The sequence below is a fragment of the Streptomyces sp. NPDC044064 genome, assembly GCF_056434245.1.
In genome coordinates, this window is record NZ_JBWKFN010000020.1 from 1 (window position 1) to 15,459 (window position 15,459).

The following is a 15,459-nucleotide window of genomic DNA, read 5'->3' on the forward strand; positions in this document are numbered from 1 at the left end:
CCCCCCCCCCCCCCCCCCCCCCCCCCCCCCCCCCCCCCCCCCCCCCCCCCCCCCCCCCCCCCCCCCCCCCCCCCCCCCCCCCCCCCCCCCCACGCTCGGAGGCGTTCCCCCTAGTCGCGGACCGCCACGCGCTCCGCTTCCGCCTCCCGCGCGGTGGATCCGGCGACCACGATCGACGGCTGGGCGGGACGGCCGCGCAGCCCGGTGAGCGTGATCAGCAGGCCCGCCGCGGCGATGCCCGTGACGACCATGAAGCCCGGGCGGTAGCTGTCGAGGACGGCCTGCGGGGTGGCGTCGGCCGGCGCGGCCGCGGTCATCACGGCCGTCACGACGGCCAGGAAGATCGCCCCGCCCACCTGCACCGAGGTGTTGAGCAGCCCGGAGACCATGCCCTGCTCGTGGTCCTCCACCCCGTTGGTGGCCTGGATGTTGAGCGAGGGGAAGACCAGCGCGCAGGCCGCGCCGATCAGCAGCATCGACGGCAGGATGACGGCCGCGTACACCGGGTCCAGGTCGACGCGCAGGAACAGCGCGTACCCGACGACCATCAGCGCGAAGCCGGTCGCGATCAGCCGCGGGGTGCCGAACCGGTCGACGATCGCACCGACCTTCGTCGAGGACACCGCCACCAGCGCACCCGCCGGCAGGAAGGCGAGCGCCGTGTGCAGTGCGGACCAGCCGAGCAGGGACTGCATGTACAGGGTCGTCAGGAACTGGAACCCGACGTACGAACCGAAGAAGGCCACCGCGCCGAGCTGGGCCCGGACCTGGCTGCCCGAGCGCAGCACCCCGAGCCGGACGAGCGGGCTCGGAGAGCGCCGCTCGACCAGGACGAACGCGGTCAGCAGGACGGCGACGGCCAGGAAGGACAGCAGCGTCCGTGCGGAGGCCCAGCCCGCCTCGGGCGCCTGGACGACCGTGAAGACCAGCAGCAGCATCGACGCGGTGCCGATGACGGCGCCCGGGATGTCGTAGCCGGCGTGGGTCTTCTCGCGTGCGCTGCGCGGCAGCAGCTTGAGGCCGGCGGCGAGCGCGATCAGCGCGATGGGCGCGGGCAGCAGCATGGTGAAGCGCCAGCTGGCCTCGGTGAGCAGGCCGGAGAGGACCAGGCCCATCGAGAAGCCGGTGGCGGCGCAGGTGGTGTAGATGGAGAGCGCGCGGTTGCGCAGCGGGCCCTCCGGGAACGTCGTGGTGATGATCGACAGGCCCGCCGGCGCCGTGAACGCGGCGCTCAGGCCCTTGATGAAGCGGCTGGCGATCAGCAGCGGGCCCGAGTCCACGAGTCCGCCGAGCAGCGAGGCGAGCGCGAAGATGCCGAGGGCGACCAGGAACACCTGGCGCCGGCCGAGCAGGTCGGCGGTGCGGCCGCCGAGGAGGAGCAGGCCGCCGTAGCCCAGGATGTAGCCGCTGACGATCCATTGCAGCGTCGACGTGGACAGATGGAGATCGGAGGCGATGGACGGCAGCGCGACGCCGACCATGGACACGTCGAGCGCGTCCAGGAACATCGCGGCGCACAGCACCAGCAGGGTGCCCCACAGCCGGGGAGTCCAGCGAACCGTCGGGGACGGAGCCGCAGGGGTGGTGAGCGGAGAGGTCATGCCGACGACACTACATGCGCATGCATCGAATGCAAATGCATTTAATTCCGATGCAACAATCTTGTTTCTCTGCTACGGTGCGCGCATGGTGGCGAACAGGGCTGAGCGGGAGCTCGTGGAGCAGTGGCGGGGCATCCTCGCGCTGCATGCCCGCACCCAGTGCGAGCTGGACCGGACCCTGCACGGACACGGCCTGTGCGCCAGCGACTTCGAGGTGCTCGACCTGCTCGCCGAGTGCGGGGCGGCGGACGGCAGCTGCGTCTACCGCGTCCAGGAGATCTCGGAGCGGGTCCATCTGAGCCAGAGCGCGCTGTCCCGGCTGATCGGCCGCCTGGAGAAGGACGGCCTCGTCGAGCGGGCCATGTGTCCGGAGGACCGGCGCGGGGTGCGCGTGGCGCTCACGGTCAAGGGGCGCGCGCTGCACGGCGAGGTGCGGCCGATGCAGCGCGCGGTGCTGGCCCGGATGCTGGCGGACGTCGACTGACGGGGCCTCAGATCCCGGACTTCTCCCGCCACAGCGCGACGAGAGCGGGATCACCCGTCACGCCCGGTACGGGTGTCCGGTTCCACAGAGCCAGGTACAACTGATCGGCAGGGCCCACCAGTTCGGCCTCCGCCTCCCCGGATCCGTCCCGCGAGGTCACGGGCGGCTCCGCCGACAGCCGCACGGTCCACACCGCGTCCGCACCCGCGTCCACCGCCCGCACCCGCAGTACGCGCGGCTGCTCCGTGCGGACCCGACTGCGAGGGCGGGCGTGGAAGCCGCGCAGCAGCTCGTCGATGCCGTCGGCCGCGAACCGAGTGGCGATCGGCGACGCCGTACCGCCCCGTGCGGCCTCGGCGTCGTAACGGTGGACGGCCGTCTCGTGCGCCTGCCGCCGGGTCCAGAACGCCAGCGGTGAGGGGGAGGGTGCCGGGTGGAAGGTCCAGCACTCCAGGTCGTCCGGCGCGGCGGCCAGGGTCTCCACCAGCCGGCGGTGGCTGTCCCGGTACCAGGCCACCAGTTCGGCGCCGTTCAGGTCCGGGCCGTCGGTGAGGGGACGCGGCGCGGTGTGTGCGTCGGCGACGAACGCCGTGGCCCAGCGGTGCACAGCGCCCGTGTGCCGCAGCAGGTCCTTGACCTGCCACTCCGGGCAGGTCGGCACCTTGGCGTCCGTACCCGCAAGCTCGGCCGCGGCAGCCAGCAGCCGGCCCTCCCGGTCCAGGGTCTCGAGGAATTCGGCAGTCTCCATGGGGGCGAGTGTGCCGGATGGAGCATGCCCGAAGGTGCCTGCGGTCTCTTTAAAGCGCTTTGAACGCCGGTCCTCTCGAACCGGTCTCGCCGACATGCCAGGGGTGTCGCAGCAGGAGGATCAGTGGCCGACGCAGGTTCCCGCCCCCGGCTGGAGGACGTGGCGGCGCGGGTGGGCCTGTCCACCGCCTCGGTGTCCCTGGTCCTGCGCGGTGTGCCCGGCCCGAGCGAGCGCACCCGGCAGCGGGTTCTGAAGGCCGCCGTCGACCTCGGCTACCAGGCCGACCGCACGGCCGGCCTGCTGGCCAGCAGACGCAGCCGGCTGCTCGGCGTCATGGCCGACGTCCACAGCCCCTTTCACGCCGAACTCGTCGAGCATCTGCACACCGCGGCGGAGGAGTTCGGCTACGACCTGGTGCTGAGCACCCAGACCCGTACGCGCGACGAGCGGACCGCCGTCGGGACCCTGCTCGCCTTCCGCAGCGAGGCGCTCATCCTGCTCGGCCCGGTCGCCCCCGCCGCCACCCTCGCCGCCCTGCACCGCAAGGTGCCGGTGATCGCCGTGGGCCGTCGTATCCCCGGCGCACAGCTCGATGTCGTTCGCACCGCGGACGACGACGGAGTGGGCCAGGTCGTCGGCCATCTGGTCGCCCTCGGGCACCGCTCCATCGCCCACGTCGACGGCGGCAAGGGCGTCATCGCCACCGACCGCCACCGCGGCTACCGGGACGCCATGCGCCGGCACGGCCTGGCCGAGCACATCCGGATCCTGTCCGGCGACCGCACCGAGCGGTCCGGGGAGCGCGCGGCCCGGCAGCTGCTCGACGAGGGCCGACTCCCCACCGCCGTCGTGGCCTACAACGACCAGTGCGCCATCGGCGTCCTCGCCGCCCTGTCCCACGCGGGCGTGGCCGTCCCCGGCCGGGTCTCGGTCGCCGGCTACGGCGACGACGCGCTCTCCCGCCTGAGCCTCGTAGACCTCACGACGGTCAGCCAGAGCGCGGAGGACCAGGCACGGCACGCGGTCCGGGCGGCGGTGGAGCGGCTCGACGAGGGGCGCGAGGAGCCGCGCGAGGTCGTGCTGGCGCCGCGCCTCGTGGTCAGGGGGAGCACGGGAGAGGCGATCTGACGCGGATGCGGGTCGGCTGCCCGGCGGGTTTGCCTGTGCTGGTCGGCTGACCCACGGCGGCAGGGTGTCCGGCCGCGAGATGTCAGCCGCTGAGCCAGATCTCCCAGACGTACTGGTCCCCGGGAAACGTCAGAGCCACTGAGCCGATGCCTGCCGCGACGAGGACGACGAGGGCCGTGGCCGGTCCCCAGGCACGGGACGGGACAGGTTTCCGGGACCGGACCGCTGTGTCCGCATCGCGTCGGGTGGAGGTGCGGCTCCGCGCGATTGCCCTTGCGCCGACTCCCAGCAGGGTTGCGGGAATCACGGCGAGCAGTCCGCGCAGGGCGATGGTCCGCAGGTCCCCCGCGAGGACCTCGGGGACGAACGGGACGGAACACCGGTGGGCCGCCGGCCCGAAGAGGCCGGTGCAGTCGGCCACCGCGAAGGCCGACGCGCGGCCGAGAGCCGCCGCCAGCGCGGTCACTGCCGTGCCGGCCAGGACGAGCGCGGGCCGGTGCCTCGGGACGACTGCCGCGATCACCAGGGCCACGGCACCCTGGGCGAGGCACGCGAGGGCGATGTAGGTGTGCCAGTAGACGGTCGGGAACCCCGTGTCGTACTGCGTTCCGGAATAGTGCAGGACAGCGGGCGGCAGTGCGGTCCGCGCGAGGAACGGCATGGCCGCGCCCGCGCCGATGACCGAGATCCCTCCGGCCAGGCCCACGAGCAGAGCCGCCCTGATCCGTGGCCGGACGTCCGCGCCGGTTCCGCTCGCGTTGCCCGGGACCAGGAACAGGACGAGCGGTACGAGCCAGAGCAGCATCAGGCCCACCAGCGCGGACGGGAGGTGCCCCTGCACGGTGAGCGGCTGCCACGTGAAGCCCGTCCAGCGGCTGAGAGCCGTGTACCAGCCGATCGAGGAGCCGATGTCCGGGGCGTCCCCCAGGACCGGCTGGAATCCGTCGCTTTCGCCGATGCGCCGGACGGAGTACCAGACGGCGAACCACGGGGCGAAGGAGACGACGGACGTGGCCACCACCGAGTAAAGGGCTCGCCGGCCGCGAGTCCGAGGGAGCAGGGCGCGCGCCGCAGAGACGAGCCAGACCGCGACGCACACGGCCCCGGCCAGCAGCACCGGTCCCGTTCTCAGCAGCCATGCAAAGCCCTGGACCTCTAGCGTGGTGGCAGGTAACTCGCTTCCGTCCGTGATCAGAGGCAGGCTGGCTCCGGCGAGAAACCCTCCGACGACCCCGGCGGGAAGCACCGGCCATGTGGCCCAGGGGGAGCGGGGTGCCTGGCCGGACGCCGCGACGGTGCGCCACACGGCCGCGGCGAGCACTCCCGTGAGTCCGGCGCCGATGGCGCAGCCGACCGTCAGATCACCCGCAATGGTGTTGAGCTTGCCCCAGAGCAGGCGGAACAGTGTGCCCACCAGGTCATCGGCACTGGCTGTGAAGACGCCTGCCACGACTCCGGCGCCCAGCATCTCCCACACCGTCGGGCGGGTGAGCAGGGCCGGTTCGCGCAGGACGCGATCCCGCAAATCGGGCGTCGGCCAGTACCCGAGCCGGCCCGTGAGCCGGGCAACGGCGCCGCGTGCGGAGCTTCGGCCGGAGGCGGGCCGGTCCTGTAGCGCCCGGCGGATCGCCGCTGCCCCCTCGTGCCCGATCTGCGCCGCGGCCGTGGCGTCGGCATGCACCTCGCGGGCTCGCAGGACCGAGTTCCGCACGAGGTGGACGAGCAGGGTGAGAGCGGCCGCCAGCCCCAGGGCGTGCGGCATGTCCGCGAGATACCGCACGGCGCCCTGAGGGACCACGGGTGACCCGCCGGACATCGCACTGTGCAGGGACAGGGCCCCGAAGGGCAGCACCGCGACGATCAGGAAGGCCCACCCGATTCCGAAAGCCAGATAGGTCTTGTCCACGTCGCGACTGCGCAGGTGCGCCAGCTCGTGCAGGATCACGGCGCGGAACGTGTCGCGATCGCTGCGGAAAAGCTTCACCAGACCTCTGTCGATGATGACGCGTCGTCGCCACGGCACTCCGAAGGCGAGCCCGTTCCGCGAATCCGCCCGGGCGTCCAGCAGCCAGACGGGCGCAGGTCGGACGCCGACCGTGCGGCACAACTGGTCGAGATACTCCGCGATCTCCCGCTCGTCGGGTTCGTCCTTCGACGGGAACTGCCACAGCTCGCGCGAGCGCAGGCTCGGCAGCACCGGAAACCTCTCGCACCTGTCGCGGGTCACCCACCAGGGGTGCGACAGGTAACAGGCCGACGCCACTCCGCACAGCAGCAGGAACCCGATGCCGACCCACTGCGCCTGGTCGACGAAGGCGGGCTGCTGACAGACCGCCAACAGGCGCCGCGACTCCTGGTAGCCGTGGTCGGTCTGCTCCGGGAGCGCGATCCGCGGGTCCCCGAAGCACCGGCTGAATGTGCCGAAGAAGAATTCCGCGTTCTGCGGGACGAGGAAGTAGGCCTGAAGGAAGACATACAGCCCGCCCGCGGTCACGGCCGCGATCAGGAGGACGAACCGGCTGGTCGTGCCGCCGGGGACCCCTGACGCCCGCTGTCCGTCGCGCCGCCCGGTGAAGGCTTTCCCGGCCGTGGTCATGGCGCTTCCGCGGTGCTAGGCGGCCGGCCGTGGAGCACGGCACCGGCCGATGATCGCGTCGGCTATGAGACGGGAGGTCTCCGGAGCGGTCCCACAGTCGTGGAGGGTGCTTTCCACCACGTGCCTGAGCCGTTCGATGTCCTCCTGCCGCAGTTCGACGGCGACGGCGATGGCGACGGTTTCGGCTTCGACGTCGGCTTCGGAGGATCCGGAGGAAGTGCACTCGGCGGAGTCATCCGGTCCAGGCCCGTCCGGGGAGCGCTGTCCGACACGGAACATCCGCCGCAGGGCCGCGGTGGTGCCTTCCCCCGTGGTGCGCTTGAGCAAGATCTCGGCCAGGCACTCGACGGCCTTGGCCGTGGCGGCCAGGACGACGGGCGTCAGGACGAGTTCGACCGCCTCGGATCCGAACCCGAGAGGCGACTTCCGCGACCCCTTCCCGGACACCGCCCGTCGGGGATCGGCGAAGTACGCCCGGCTGAGCACCGAGAACAGCGGCACTTCGTCCGGGGCCATCTCCTCGATCACGTCCCTGGCGACCTCCGTGATCACTGCTCGATGGGGTACGCCTTCGAGTGCCCTTCTGCGCGCCACAGTTCCTCCCCCGTCCGTGACCCACGCATGGCGTCACGGTCATTATCGAGTCCGGCGCCGCCGACCGAAACAGATCGCCTCACAGCGCTGGGCGCGCACGGTGGTACTCGGGGGCGCATGGCGCGCACTACTCGACAGCCGGATCCTCCTGTGCCTGCCGCACCGCACACTTCACCGCCTGTTCCACCTCGTACCGGCTCGCCTCGGTCGCTTCGGCGTGCGCGGTGATCGCCGCTTGTACGGCCTGCGATGCCGTGCGCCAGCGGCGCCACTGCTCGTCGTACTCGTCGCCGGTCAGGCCGGCCAGTCTGGCCCGCTCCTCTTCGGCGAAACATTCCAGCCTGATCAATTCGTCCGAGATGTCTGCCATGACCGGATACTAAGCGCGCTTCGCGGTGTGTTCGCGCTGGGCGTCCAGGTTTTGTTCGTTCGCGACATAAACGCAGGTGGGTGGGGGTGCCGGTCCATGGCCGGGAGGAGGGCCCGGCACCCCTCGTCACAGCGGCCGGGCCGGCGCGGCACGGCCGGCCTCGAAGGCGATCTTCACGTCGCACCGCATGCCCGCCTCCGCGGCCGACGTCAGGAGCTGGTGAGGACGACGAGTCGCTGGGTCGCCCGGGTCATCGCGACATAGCGGTCCACCGCTCCTTCCACGCCCTGGCCGAAGTTCCCGGGATCGACGAGGACGACCAGGTCGAACTCGAGGCCCTTCGACAGCTCCGGGGTGAGCGACCGGACCCGGGACGTCTCCCGGAACGCGGGATCGCCGATGACGCAGGCGACCCCGTCGGCGTGCTCGGCGAGCCAGGCACCGAGGACCGAGTCCAGGTCCGCGACGGATCCATGGGCGACGGGAACGCCGCTGCTGCGCACGGAGACCGGCACGTTGGCGTCCGGGAGCGCGGCCCGGACGACCGGCTCGGCCTCGGCCATGACCTCCTCCGGTGTGCGGTAGTTGATGCTCAGGGATGCCACGTCGATCCGGTCGAGTCCGATGCGTTCGAGCCGTTCCCGCCACGACTCCGTGAACCCGTTCCTGGCCTGCGCGCGGTCCCCGACGACGGTGAAGCTCCGGGACGGGCAGCGCAGCAGCAGCATCTGCCACTCCGCGTCGGTCAGTTCCTGGGCCTCGTCCACGACGATGTGCGCGAACGGTCCCGCGAGCAGGTCCGGATCGTGGGCGGGCAGTTCGGACTCGTCGACCAGATTGCGCCGGAAGTCCTCCCGGCGCAGCTGGGTCATGAGGCCTTCGCCGTCGTCATCGGCCGCGATCAGGTTGTCGACGACCTGGGCCATGCGCTCGCCCTGGGCGGCGAGAGCGGCTTCCTGCCGACGCTTGCGCCGCGCCGCCTCCGGGTCCCCGAGCCGCTGCCGTGCGGCGTCCAGGAGCGGCAGGTCGGACACCGTCCAGGCCTGGGGTGCGTCCTTGCGCTGCAGCTTGCGCACGTCGTCGGGGCCGAGCCGGGGCGCGCACATGCGCAGGTAGGCGGGCACCGACCACAAGTCCCCGACCAGGTCGGCCGCTTCGAGCAGCGGCCAGGCCCGGTGAAGGGTGGTGACCAGTTCCTTGTCGCGCCGCAGCACCGTGCGGAGCTGGTCGGGCGTGACGTCCTCGCGGCCGAGCCTGTCGAGCAGGATCGAGACCAGCTCGTCGAAGATCTGGTCACGTGCCTCGTTGTGCGCGGTACCCGCTCCGCCTGTTTCGAACGCCTCGGCCCAGTCGTCCGCGCTCAGCCGGACGTCGGCCCAGTCGGTGGTGACCGTCATCCCCTCGCCGGGTGGTTCCTCGTAGAACCTGACGGCCGTCTCGACGGCCTTCACCATGTCCGCGGACGACTTCAGCCGTGCCACGTCCGGGTCGGTCTCGACCGCAGCTCCGGCTCCCTCGGTGACCAGGTCCCGCAGGGTGCAGGTCTGCACACCCTCCTCACCGAGGCTGGGCAGAACGTCGGCGACGTAGTTCAGATACGGCTGGTGCGGACCGACGAAGAGCACACCGCCGCGACGGTGACCGAGGCGAGGGTCGGAGTAGAGGAGGTGTGCGGTGCGGTGCAGAGCGACCACGGTCTTCCCCGTACCCGGACCGCCGTCGACGACCAGGGCGCCGCGGGAGCCCGCCCGGATGATCGCGTCCTGGTCGGCCTGGATGGTGGCGAGCACGTCCCGCATCCGGGCCGACCGGGTGCTGCCCAGGCTCGCGATGAAGGCCGACTGGTCGTCGAGCGCGGCATGCCCTTCGAGCCCGTCGGCGGCGAACACCTCGTCCCAGTAGTCGCCGACCCGGCCGTCGGTCCAGCGATACCTGCGGCGGCTCGCCAGCCCCATCGGGTCGGCGTGGGTCGCCGCGAAGAACGGCTCGGCCGCGGGGGAGCGCCAGTCGAGCAGCAGCCGACGGCCCGCGCTGTCGGTGAGCCCGAGTCGTCCGATGTACACGGGCTCGGGGGTGTCCGCGCTGACGATGCGTCCGAGGCACAGGTCCAGCCCGAAGCGGCGCAGGGTGCGCAGACGCGCGGTCAGCCGGTGGATCTCCAGATCCCGGTCCAGCGCCTGCCGGCCCTTGCCGCCGGGTGCCCTGCGCAAGTCGTCGAGCTGGTCGGACAGTTCGGCGATGGCCCGCTCGAGACTCTCCGCGATGGCCGCGAAGTGCTGTTCGTCGCCGGCGATCAGTGTCGGGTCGGCCTTGGGGGCGAGCCGGTCGGGAAGGTCGAAAGCGCTGGTGGTCAGGGGGGTCATGGCACTAGCTCCGACCTCGGCGCCAGCTCCGGTCTCGGCAAAAGCACGCATACTCTGTGAATCTCCCGTTTCCGCAGGTTGTGGCCTCGGCCAGCGATTCTGCGCCACGACCGGGGCCTTGCCGCAAGCCCCCCGGTGCGCTATACGTTGAGAGTGGCAAGGAGTGGGTGTTCCTCCCTGCCTTCCTCGCCCGCCGCGGATGGACAGGCCCGGCCGCGAGACGAAGAGCCCCCGCCTTGCCGCCCTCACCGTGCCGGAGATGCGAACGCGTCGCTGGCGTTCGACCCTGGAGAGACGGGGCGTGCAGTGGCGCCCGGTCACCCCTGGAAGGTGAACGCCACCATGAAGACACCTCCGATCGTCTCGCCGGAAGAGTGGGAGGTCGCGCGCCGGCAGCTGCTGGTGGAGGAGAAGCAGCTGACCCGTGCCCGTGACGCACTGGCCGCCAGGCGCCGGCGGATGCCGTGGACGGCCGTGGAGAAGAAGTACGAGTTCGACGGACCCGACGGCTCGGCGGGTCTGCTCGACCTGTTCGCCGGCCGCCGTCAGCTGATCGTCTACCGTGCCTTCTTCGAGCCCGGCGTGTTCGGCTGGCCGGAGCACGCCTGCCGTGGCTGCTCCATGGTGGCCGACCACGTGGGCAACCTGGCTCATCTGAACGCCCGCGGCACCACTCTTGTCTTCGTCTCGCGCGCACCCCAGCCGGACATCGCGCGGGTCAAGGAGCGGATGGGCTGGACGATTCCCTGGTACTCGCTGACCGACGGCTTCGACGCCGACTTCGGTGTGGACGAGTGGCACGGCACGAACGCCTTCATCCACGCCGACGACAACGTGTTCCGCACCTACTTCATCAACTCCCGCGGTGACGAGGCGATGGGGAGCACCTGGAGCTATCTCGACATGACCGCGCTCGGCCGGCAGGAGACCTGGGAGGACTCGCCCGAGGGCTATCCCCAGACCCCGCCGTACGAATGGTGGAACTGGCACGACAACTACGGCGCCCCCGAGCAGGCGCCGGAGTGGCTGGCCATCACCCGCCGAGGTTCCGAAGAATGAGAACAGGCGCACGGGTTTGTCACACGTGAGGCTGTTCGTCATACCGAATCCGATAGGTGGAGTCTGCCCAGGAAGCGCCTCTGACCAGGGATGATTTCCGGCTCCGCGTGCGGTCTGACGGGGTCAACCAGGTGTCCGGAAGGCCCTGTTCGCGATGCGGGCACGTCCGGGAGTGTCCGAAGCGGTCATGGAAACAGGTCGGTTAATGCTTGCTCACGAGCTGGTTGCGGGCGGGTGAGCAGGCCATGATGGGCCCATGACGTTGGCCTCGCGCGCGCTCGCGCAACTGGCGACCTGGCCGGACCTGAGACCGGCCGTCCCGAGCTGCGGTCTGGGACAGGCCGTGTGTTCGGCCCAGGGCGAGATCGCCCACTTCCACTCCGACCGTGATGTCGATCTACGGCTGACCGCCCGGGCCATCCGGCGGTTCGCCCGGGACCTGAAACACACGGGCGCCATCCGGATCGTGCCGGGCTCGCAGTGGGTGACCCTCAGGCTCGACGCCGCGAGCGACGTCGACCTGCTGCTGACCCTCGTGAGCATGGCGCTCCGGGCCCAGGAGGCCTGGCCCGACCCGGTCGACCGGGCGGCGGCCGGCTGCAACGACCAGCGCGGCGCGGGTTTCGTGAGCGCCGACCGCAGCGGCTTCTGACTCACACCGCGAGGACGCGGATGCCCGCCTCCTCGAAGCGGCGCACGGTGTCCTGCCCCACCGCCGTGTCGGTGACGAGCGTGTCCACCAGTTCCGCCGCGCAGATGCGGGCGAACGCCCGCTGGCCGAGCTTGCTGGAGTCCGCGGCCACGATCACCCGCTCGGCGCGCTCGCACAGCAGCCGGTTGATCGCCGCCTCCGCCTCGTCGTGTGCCGCCGCGCCGTGCGTGACGTCGAACGCGACCACACCGAGGACGGCGACGTCGAGCGTGATCTGACCGAGCACGCCGTCCGCGAGCGGGCCGATGAGTTCGTACGACTGCGGGCGCGCGACCCCACCGGTCACCACGATCTTGAACTGCGGTCGTACCGCGAGCTCGTTGGCGATGTTGAGGGCGTTCGTGACGATGGTCAGCGCCGGTGAACCGGTGCCGAGGTCGCCACGGACGGCCAGCGCGCGGGCCACCTCCGTGGTGGTCGTGCCGCCGGTCAGCCCCACCGCCTCGCCCGGCGTCACGAGATCCGCCACCGCCTTGGCGATCCGCTGCTTCTCGGAGGCGCGGCGGGCCGTCTTGTAGCGCAGGGGCAGTTCGTACGACACCCCGTGCACCACCGCCCCGCCCCGGGTGCGCACCAGCATCTGCTGCTCGGCGAGCTGGTCGAAGTCCCGGCGGATCGTCGCCGCCGACACCTCCAGTTCGGCAGCCGCCTCCTCGACCTCCAGCCGGCCGCGCTCGACGAGCAGTTCCAGCAGCGCCTTCCAGCGGGCGTCCCGGGACATCCGCAGCCTCCGTTCTCTGTCTCTCCGGCGACCCTAGCGCACCTCCGCCTGCGCTCGAATGCTTGATTGTGCTCGAAAGCTCGCTATATCTTGCAGGAACAATCAGCAAGGGGAGGGTGTGGCATGAGCCATGTCGAGGACGAGCTGAACAGCCAGCCCGAGTGCTGGATACGGGCGGCCGAGGAGGCGGGGCGGCACGCCGGAGCGCTGCCGGGCGCGGGGGAGCGGGTCGCCGTCGTCGGGTGCGGGACGTCGTACTTCATGGCGCAGGCGGTGGCCGCCCTGCGCGAGGCCGCGGGGCAGGGGGAGACGGACGCGTTCGCCGCCTCCGAGTTCCCGCTCGGGCGGTCGTACGACCGGGTCGTCGCCCTCACCCGCTCCGGCACCACCACCGAAGTCCTTGAGCTGCTCGGGCGGTTGAGGGGCCGCACGCGGACAACGGCCCTCACCGCCGACCCCGCCACCCCCGTGATGACGGCCGCGGACGACCTCGTCGTGCTGGACTTCGCCGACGAACGCTCCGTCGTCCAGACCCGGTTCGCCACCACCGCCCTCACCCTCCTGCGCGTCCACCTGGGCCTGCACACCGGCGCCGTCGTCGCCGACGCCCGTACCGCCCTCACCTCTTCCTTGCCCGAAGGGCTCGTGGACTGCACCCAGTTCACCTTCCTGGGTCGCGGCTGGACCGTCGGGCTCGCGAACGAGGCCGGCCTGAAGATGCGGGAGGCCTCCCTGTCCTGGACCGAGGCCTACCCGGCGATGGAGTACCGGCACGGCCCGATCAGCGTCACCACCGAGGGCACCGCGACCTGGATGCTCGACGAAGCCCCCGCCGGACTCGCCGAGCAGGTGCGTGGCACGGGAGCCCTCTGGGTCGAGGCAGCGCTCGACCCGCTCGCCGAACTCGTCCGCGTCCAGCGCCTCGCGGTGGCCGTCGCCGCCCACCGCGGCCTCGACCCCGACCGGCCGCGCCACCTCACCCGCTCGGTGATCCTCGCCGACTGACCCGCGCCCCGGAAGGGAGTCAAGCCGTGCCCCTAGCGACCACCGGCGAGCTGGTCAGCCGTGCCGCCGAAGCCCGCTCCGCCGTCGCCGCCTTCAACATCATCACTCTGGAACACGTCGAAGCCGTCATCGCGGGCGCCGAGTCCGCCGGCGCACCCGTGGTCCTCCAAGTCAGCGAGAACGCCGTCAAGTTCCGCTACGGACGGCTCCTGCCACTCGCCCGCGCCGCCGTCGCCGCTGCCGAACGCGCCGACATTCCCGTCGCGTTGCACCTCGACCACGTGCAGAGCGACGACCTGCTGCGCCAGGCGCCCGACGCCGGGTTCAGCTCGGTGATGTACGACGCCGCCCGCCTGCCCTACGCCGGGAACCTCGCCGCGACCCGGGCCGCCGCCGACTGGGCGCACACCCAGGGGCTGTGGATCGAGGCCGAGCTGGGGCAGGTCGGCGGCAAGGACGGCCGGCCTCCGCTGGACGCCCACGCGCCCGGTGCCCGTACCGATCCCGACCAGGCGGGCGACTTCGTCAACGGCACCGAGGTCGACGCCCTCGCCGTGGCCGTCGGCAGTGTGCACGCCATGACCACCCGCACCGCCGCCCTCGACCACGGCCTCCTGCAACGGCTCTCCGCCGCGCTGACCGTCCCGCTGGTCCTGCACGGGTCCTCGGGCGTGCCCGACGAGGGCCTGGTCGCCGCCGTCGCGGGCGGCATCGCCAAGGTCAACGTCGGCACCGCCCTCAACGCGGCCATGACCGGCGCCATCCGGGCCTTTCTCGCCGCCCACCCGGAGGCCGTCGACTCACGCAAGTACCTCAGCGTGGGCAGGGAGGCGATGGCCCGGGAGGTCGCCCGCATCATCGGCGTCCTGGGCCGAGTCCGGCGCTAGCCCCGCTTGACGGCCTTCAGCACCACGAACTTCGGGTCGCTCGCCACCAGCCGGCTGTTCCCGAACAGCCGCTTCAGCGTGACGTGGTAGCCCAGGTGCCGGTTGCCGATCACCCACAGCTCACCGCCGGGGCGCAGCGCCCGCTTCGCCCCGGCGAACATCCGCCACGCCGTCGCGTCGGTCGTCGCCTGGTGCGAGTGGAACGGCGGGTTGTTCAGCACGAGGTCCACGCTGCCGGGCGCCACACCGGCCAGCCCGTCCCCGACCCGGAACTCGGCGTGCCCGGGCACCCCGTTGGCCTTGTACGTCGCCTCCGCCGAGGCCACGGCCTGGAACGACTCGTCCACGAACAGCACTTCGGCCTGCGGATCGGCCACCGCCACCGCCGTACCGACCACGCCGTTGCCGCAGCCGAGGTCCACCACGCGCCCGCCGCCCGTCCCGGCCGGCAGATGCTCCAGGAAGAACCGCGTGCCGATGTCGAGCCGGTCGGCGCAGAAGACACCCGCGTGGTTGACGACCGTCCGCCCGGAGACCGTGCCGACACCCTCCGGGAGCGCGTAGCTGTACGGCCAGCGGTTCGCGGGCCGCTCCAGGGCCGGGTCCGGGGTGCAGAAGATCAGCCGGGCCTTCTGCCGCGCGAGAGAGGTACGGGTCGGCCCGAGGATCCGCTCGAACAGCTGCAGCGTGGAAGTGTGGATCTCCTTCACCATCCCGGTGCCGACGACCACCGTCCCCGCGTGCACCGCGGGAGCCAGCCGCAGCAGCTGGTCCTCCAGCAGCGCCAGGCTCTTCGGCACGCGCACCAGCAGCACGTCCACCCGCTCCGGTGGCGGGTCCTGCGTGGTGAGCAGGCCCACGGCACCGGGCTCGGCCCCGGCCCGGGCCAGGTTCGCCCGGGTCGCCTCCTGGCTCAGGAAGGAGTCGGTGATCTGCGTCGGCCGGTGCCGCGCGAGCGCCGTCACGAGTGCGCCCCAGCGGTCGCCGACCACCACGACCGTGCCCGTGAGCGGCACTCCCTCCTCGGCAAGGTGCCGCAGGAGGTACGCGTCGGAGGCGTCCCAGGCTCGCAGCCGGTCGCGGGGGTCCTCGGGGAAGCGGGACAGCTCGAACTCGCCCCACGGAGTCGTCATACGGTCGTTCATCGCTCCCCAGGCTAGCCGAGCCGCAGCTCAGGGCAGGTCGGACGGG

Annotated in this window: 14 protein-coding genes; 6 read left to right on the forward strand and 8 right to left on the reverse strand. The window is 71.8% G+C overall.

Annotated elements, in window-relative coordinates; translation table 11 throughout:
• Nucleotides 1-110 precede the first annotated feature (110 nt).
• On the reverse strand, nt 111-1,601 hold the full coding sequence (locus tag AC07DS_RS29190) for an MFS transporter (RefSeq protein ID WP_479150026.1): 1,491 nt from the start codon (nt 1,599-1,601) through the stop codon (nt 111-113).
• A gap of 85 nt (nt 1,602-1,686) precedes the next feature.
• Between AC07DS_RS29190 and AC07DS_RS29195 the strand changes: the two genes are divergently transcribed.
• The gene (locus AC07DS_RS29195; protein ID WP_479150028.1) at nt 1,687-2,085 is read left to right on the forward strand and encodes a MarR family winged helix-turn-helix transcriptional regulator; all 399 of its coding nucleotides are present in this window, start codon (nt 1,687-1,689) and stop codon (nt 2,083-2,085) included.
• 7 nt (nt 2,086-2,092) lie between these two features.
• Here AC07DS_RS29195 and AC07DS_RS29200 read toward each other — a convergent pair whose 3' ends face one another.
• Nucleotides 2,093-2,833 carry a maleylpyruvate isomerase family mycothiol-dependent enzyme gene (locus tag AC07DS_RS29200; RefSeq protein ID WP_479150030.1) on the reverse strand — a complete coding sequence of 247 codons (741 nt, stop codon included), beginning with the start codon at nt 2,831-2,833 and terminating at the stop codon, nt 2,093-2,095.
• Between the two features lie 123 nt (nt 2,834-2,956).
• Between AC07DS_RS29200 and AC07DS_RS29205 the strand changes: the two genes are divergently transcribed.
• A complete protein-coding gene (locus AC07DS_RS29205) occupies nt 2,957-3,961 on the forward strand; it encodes a LacI family DNA-binding transcriptional regulator (protein WP_479150032.1) in 1,005 nt (334 codons plus the stop codon).
• Between the two features lie 82 nt (nt 3,962-4,043).
• Here AC07DS_RS29205 and AC07DS_RS29210 read toward each other — a convergent pair whose 3' ends face one another.
• The 4 genes from AC07DS_RS29210 to helR all read right to left on the reverse strand — a co-directional run bounded on the left by AC07DS_RS29210 (nt 4,044) and on the right by helR (nt 9,884).
• Nucleotides 4,044-6,557, reverse strand: a complete 2,514-nt coding sequence (locus tag AC07DS_RS29210; RefSeq protein WP_479150033.1) for a M48 family metalloprotease — start codon at nt 6,555-6,557, stop codon at nt 4,044-4,046.
• 15 nt (nt 6,558-6,572) lie between these two features.
• Nucleotides 6,573-7,109: a hypothetical protein gene (locus tag AC07DS_RS29215; protein ID WP_479150035.1), complete on the reverse strand. Its 537-nt coding sequence runs from the start codon at nt 7,107-7,109 to the stop codon at nt 6,573-6,575.
• A gap of 169 nt (nt 7,110-7,278) precedes the next feature.
• A complete protein-coding gene (locus AC07DS_RS29220) occupies nt 7,279-7,521 on the reverse strand; it encodes a hypothetical protein (RefSeq protein WP_479150037.1) in 243 nt (80 codons plus the stop codon).
• Between the two features lie 209 nt (nt 7,522-7,730).
• Nucleotides 7,731-9,884, reverse strand: coding sequence for an RNA polymerase recycling motor ATPase HelR (gene helR, locus AC07DS_RS29225; RefSeq protein WP_479150039.1), 2,154 nt, complete (start codon nt 9,882-9,884; stop codon nt 7,731-7,733).
• Nucleotides 9,885-10,226: 342 nt separating this feature from the next.
• Between helR and AC07DS_RS29230 the strand changes: the two genes are divergently transcribed.
• On the forward strand, nt 10,227-10,943 hold the full coding sequence (locus tag AC07DS_RS29230) for a DUF899 domain-containing protein (protein WP_479150041.1): 717 nt from the start codon (nt 10,227-10,229) through the stop codon (nt 10,941-10,943).
• Nucleotides 10,944-11,199: 256 nt separating this feature from the next.
• Nucleotides 11,200-11,595 carry a luciferase domain-containing protein gene (locus AC07DS_RS29235; RefSeq protein WP_479150042.1) on the forward strand — a complete coding sequence of 132 codons (396 nt, stop codon included), beginning with the start codon at nt 11,200-11,202 and terminating at the stop codon, nt 11,593-11,595.
• A gap of 1 nt (nt 11,596) precedes the next feature.
• Here AC07DS_RS29235 and AC07DS_RS29240 read toward each other — a convergent pair whose 3' ends face one another.
• Nucleotides 11,597-12,376, reverse strand: coding sequence for a DeoR/GlpR family DNA-binding transcription regulator (locus AC07DS_RS29240; protein ID WP_479150044.1), 780 nt, complete (start codon nt 12,374-12,376; stop codon nt 11,597-11,599).
• A gap of 123 nt (nt 12,377-12,499) precedes the next feature.
• Between AC07DS_RS29240 and AC07DS_RS29245 the strand changes: the two genes are divergently transcribed.
• Complete coding sequence (locus AC07DS_RS29245) at nt 12,500-13,381, forward strand: SIS domain-containing protein (RefSeq protein WP_479150046.1); 882 nt, start codon at nt 12,500-12,502, stop codon at nt 13,379-13,381.
• Between the two features lie 26 nt (nt 13,382-13,407).
• Nucleotides 13,408-14,268, forward strand: a complete 861-nt coding sequence (locus AC07DS_RS29250) for a class II fructose-bisphosphate aldolase (RefSeq protein ID WP_479150048.1) — start codon at nt 13,408-13,410, stop codon at nt 14,266-14,268.
• Here AC07DS_RS29250 and AC07DS_RS29255 read toward each other — a convergent pair.
• Nucleotides 14,265-15,401: a methyltransferase gene (locus tag AC07DS_RS29255; RefSeq protein WP_479150225.1), complete on the reverse strand. Its 1,137-nt coding sequence runs from the start codon at nt 15,399-15,401 to the stop codon at nt 14,265-14,267. The genes AC07DS_RS29250 and AC07DS_RS29255 overlap by 4 nt on opposite strands.
• Nucleotides 15,402-15,459: the final 58 nt, after the last annotated feature.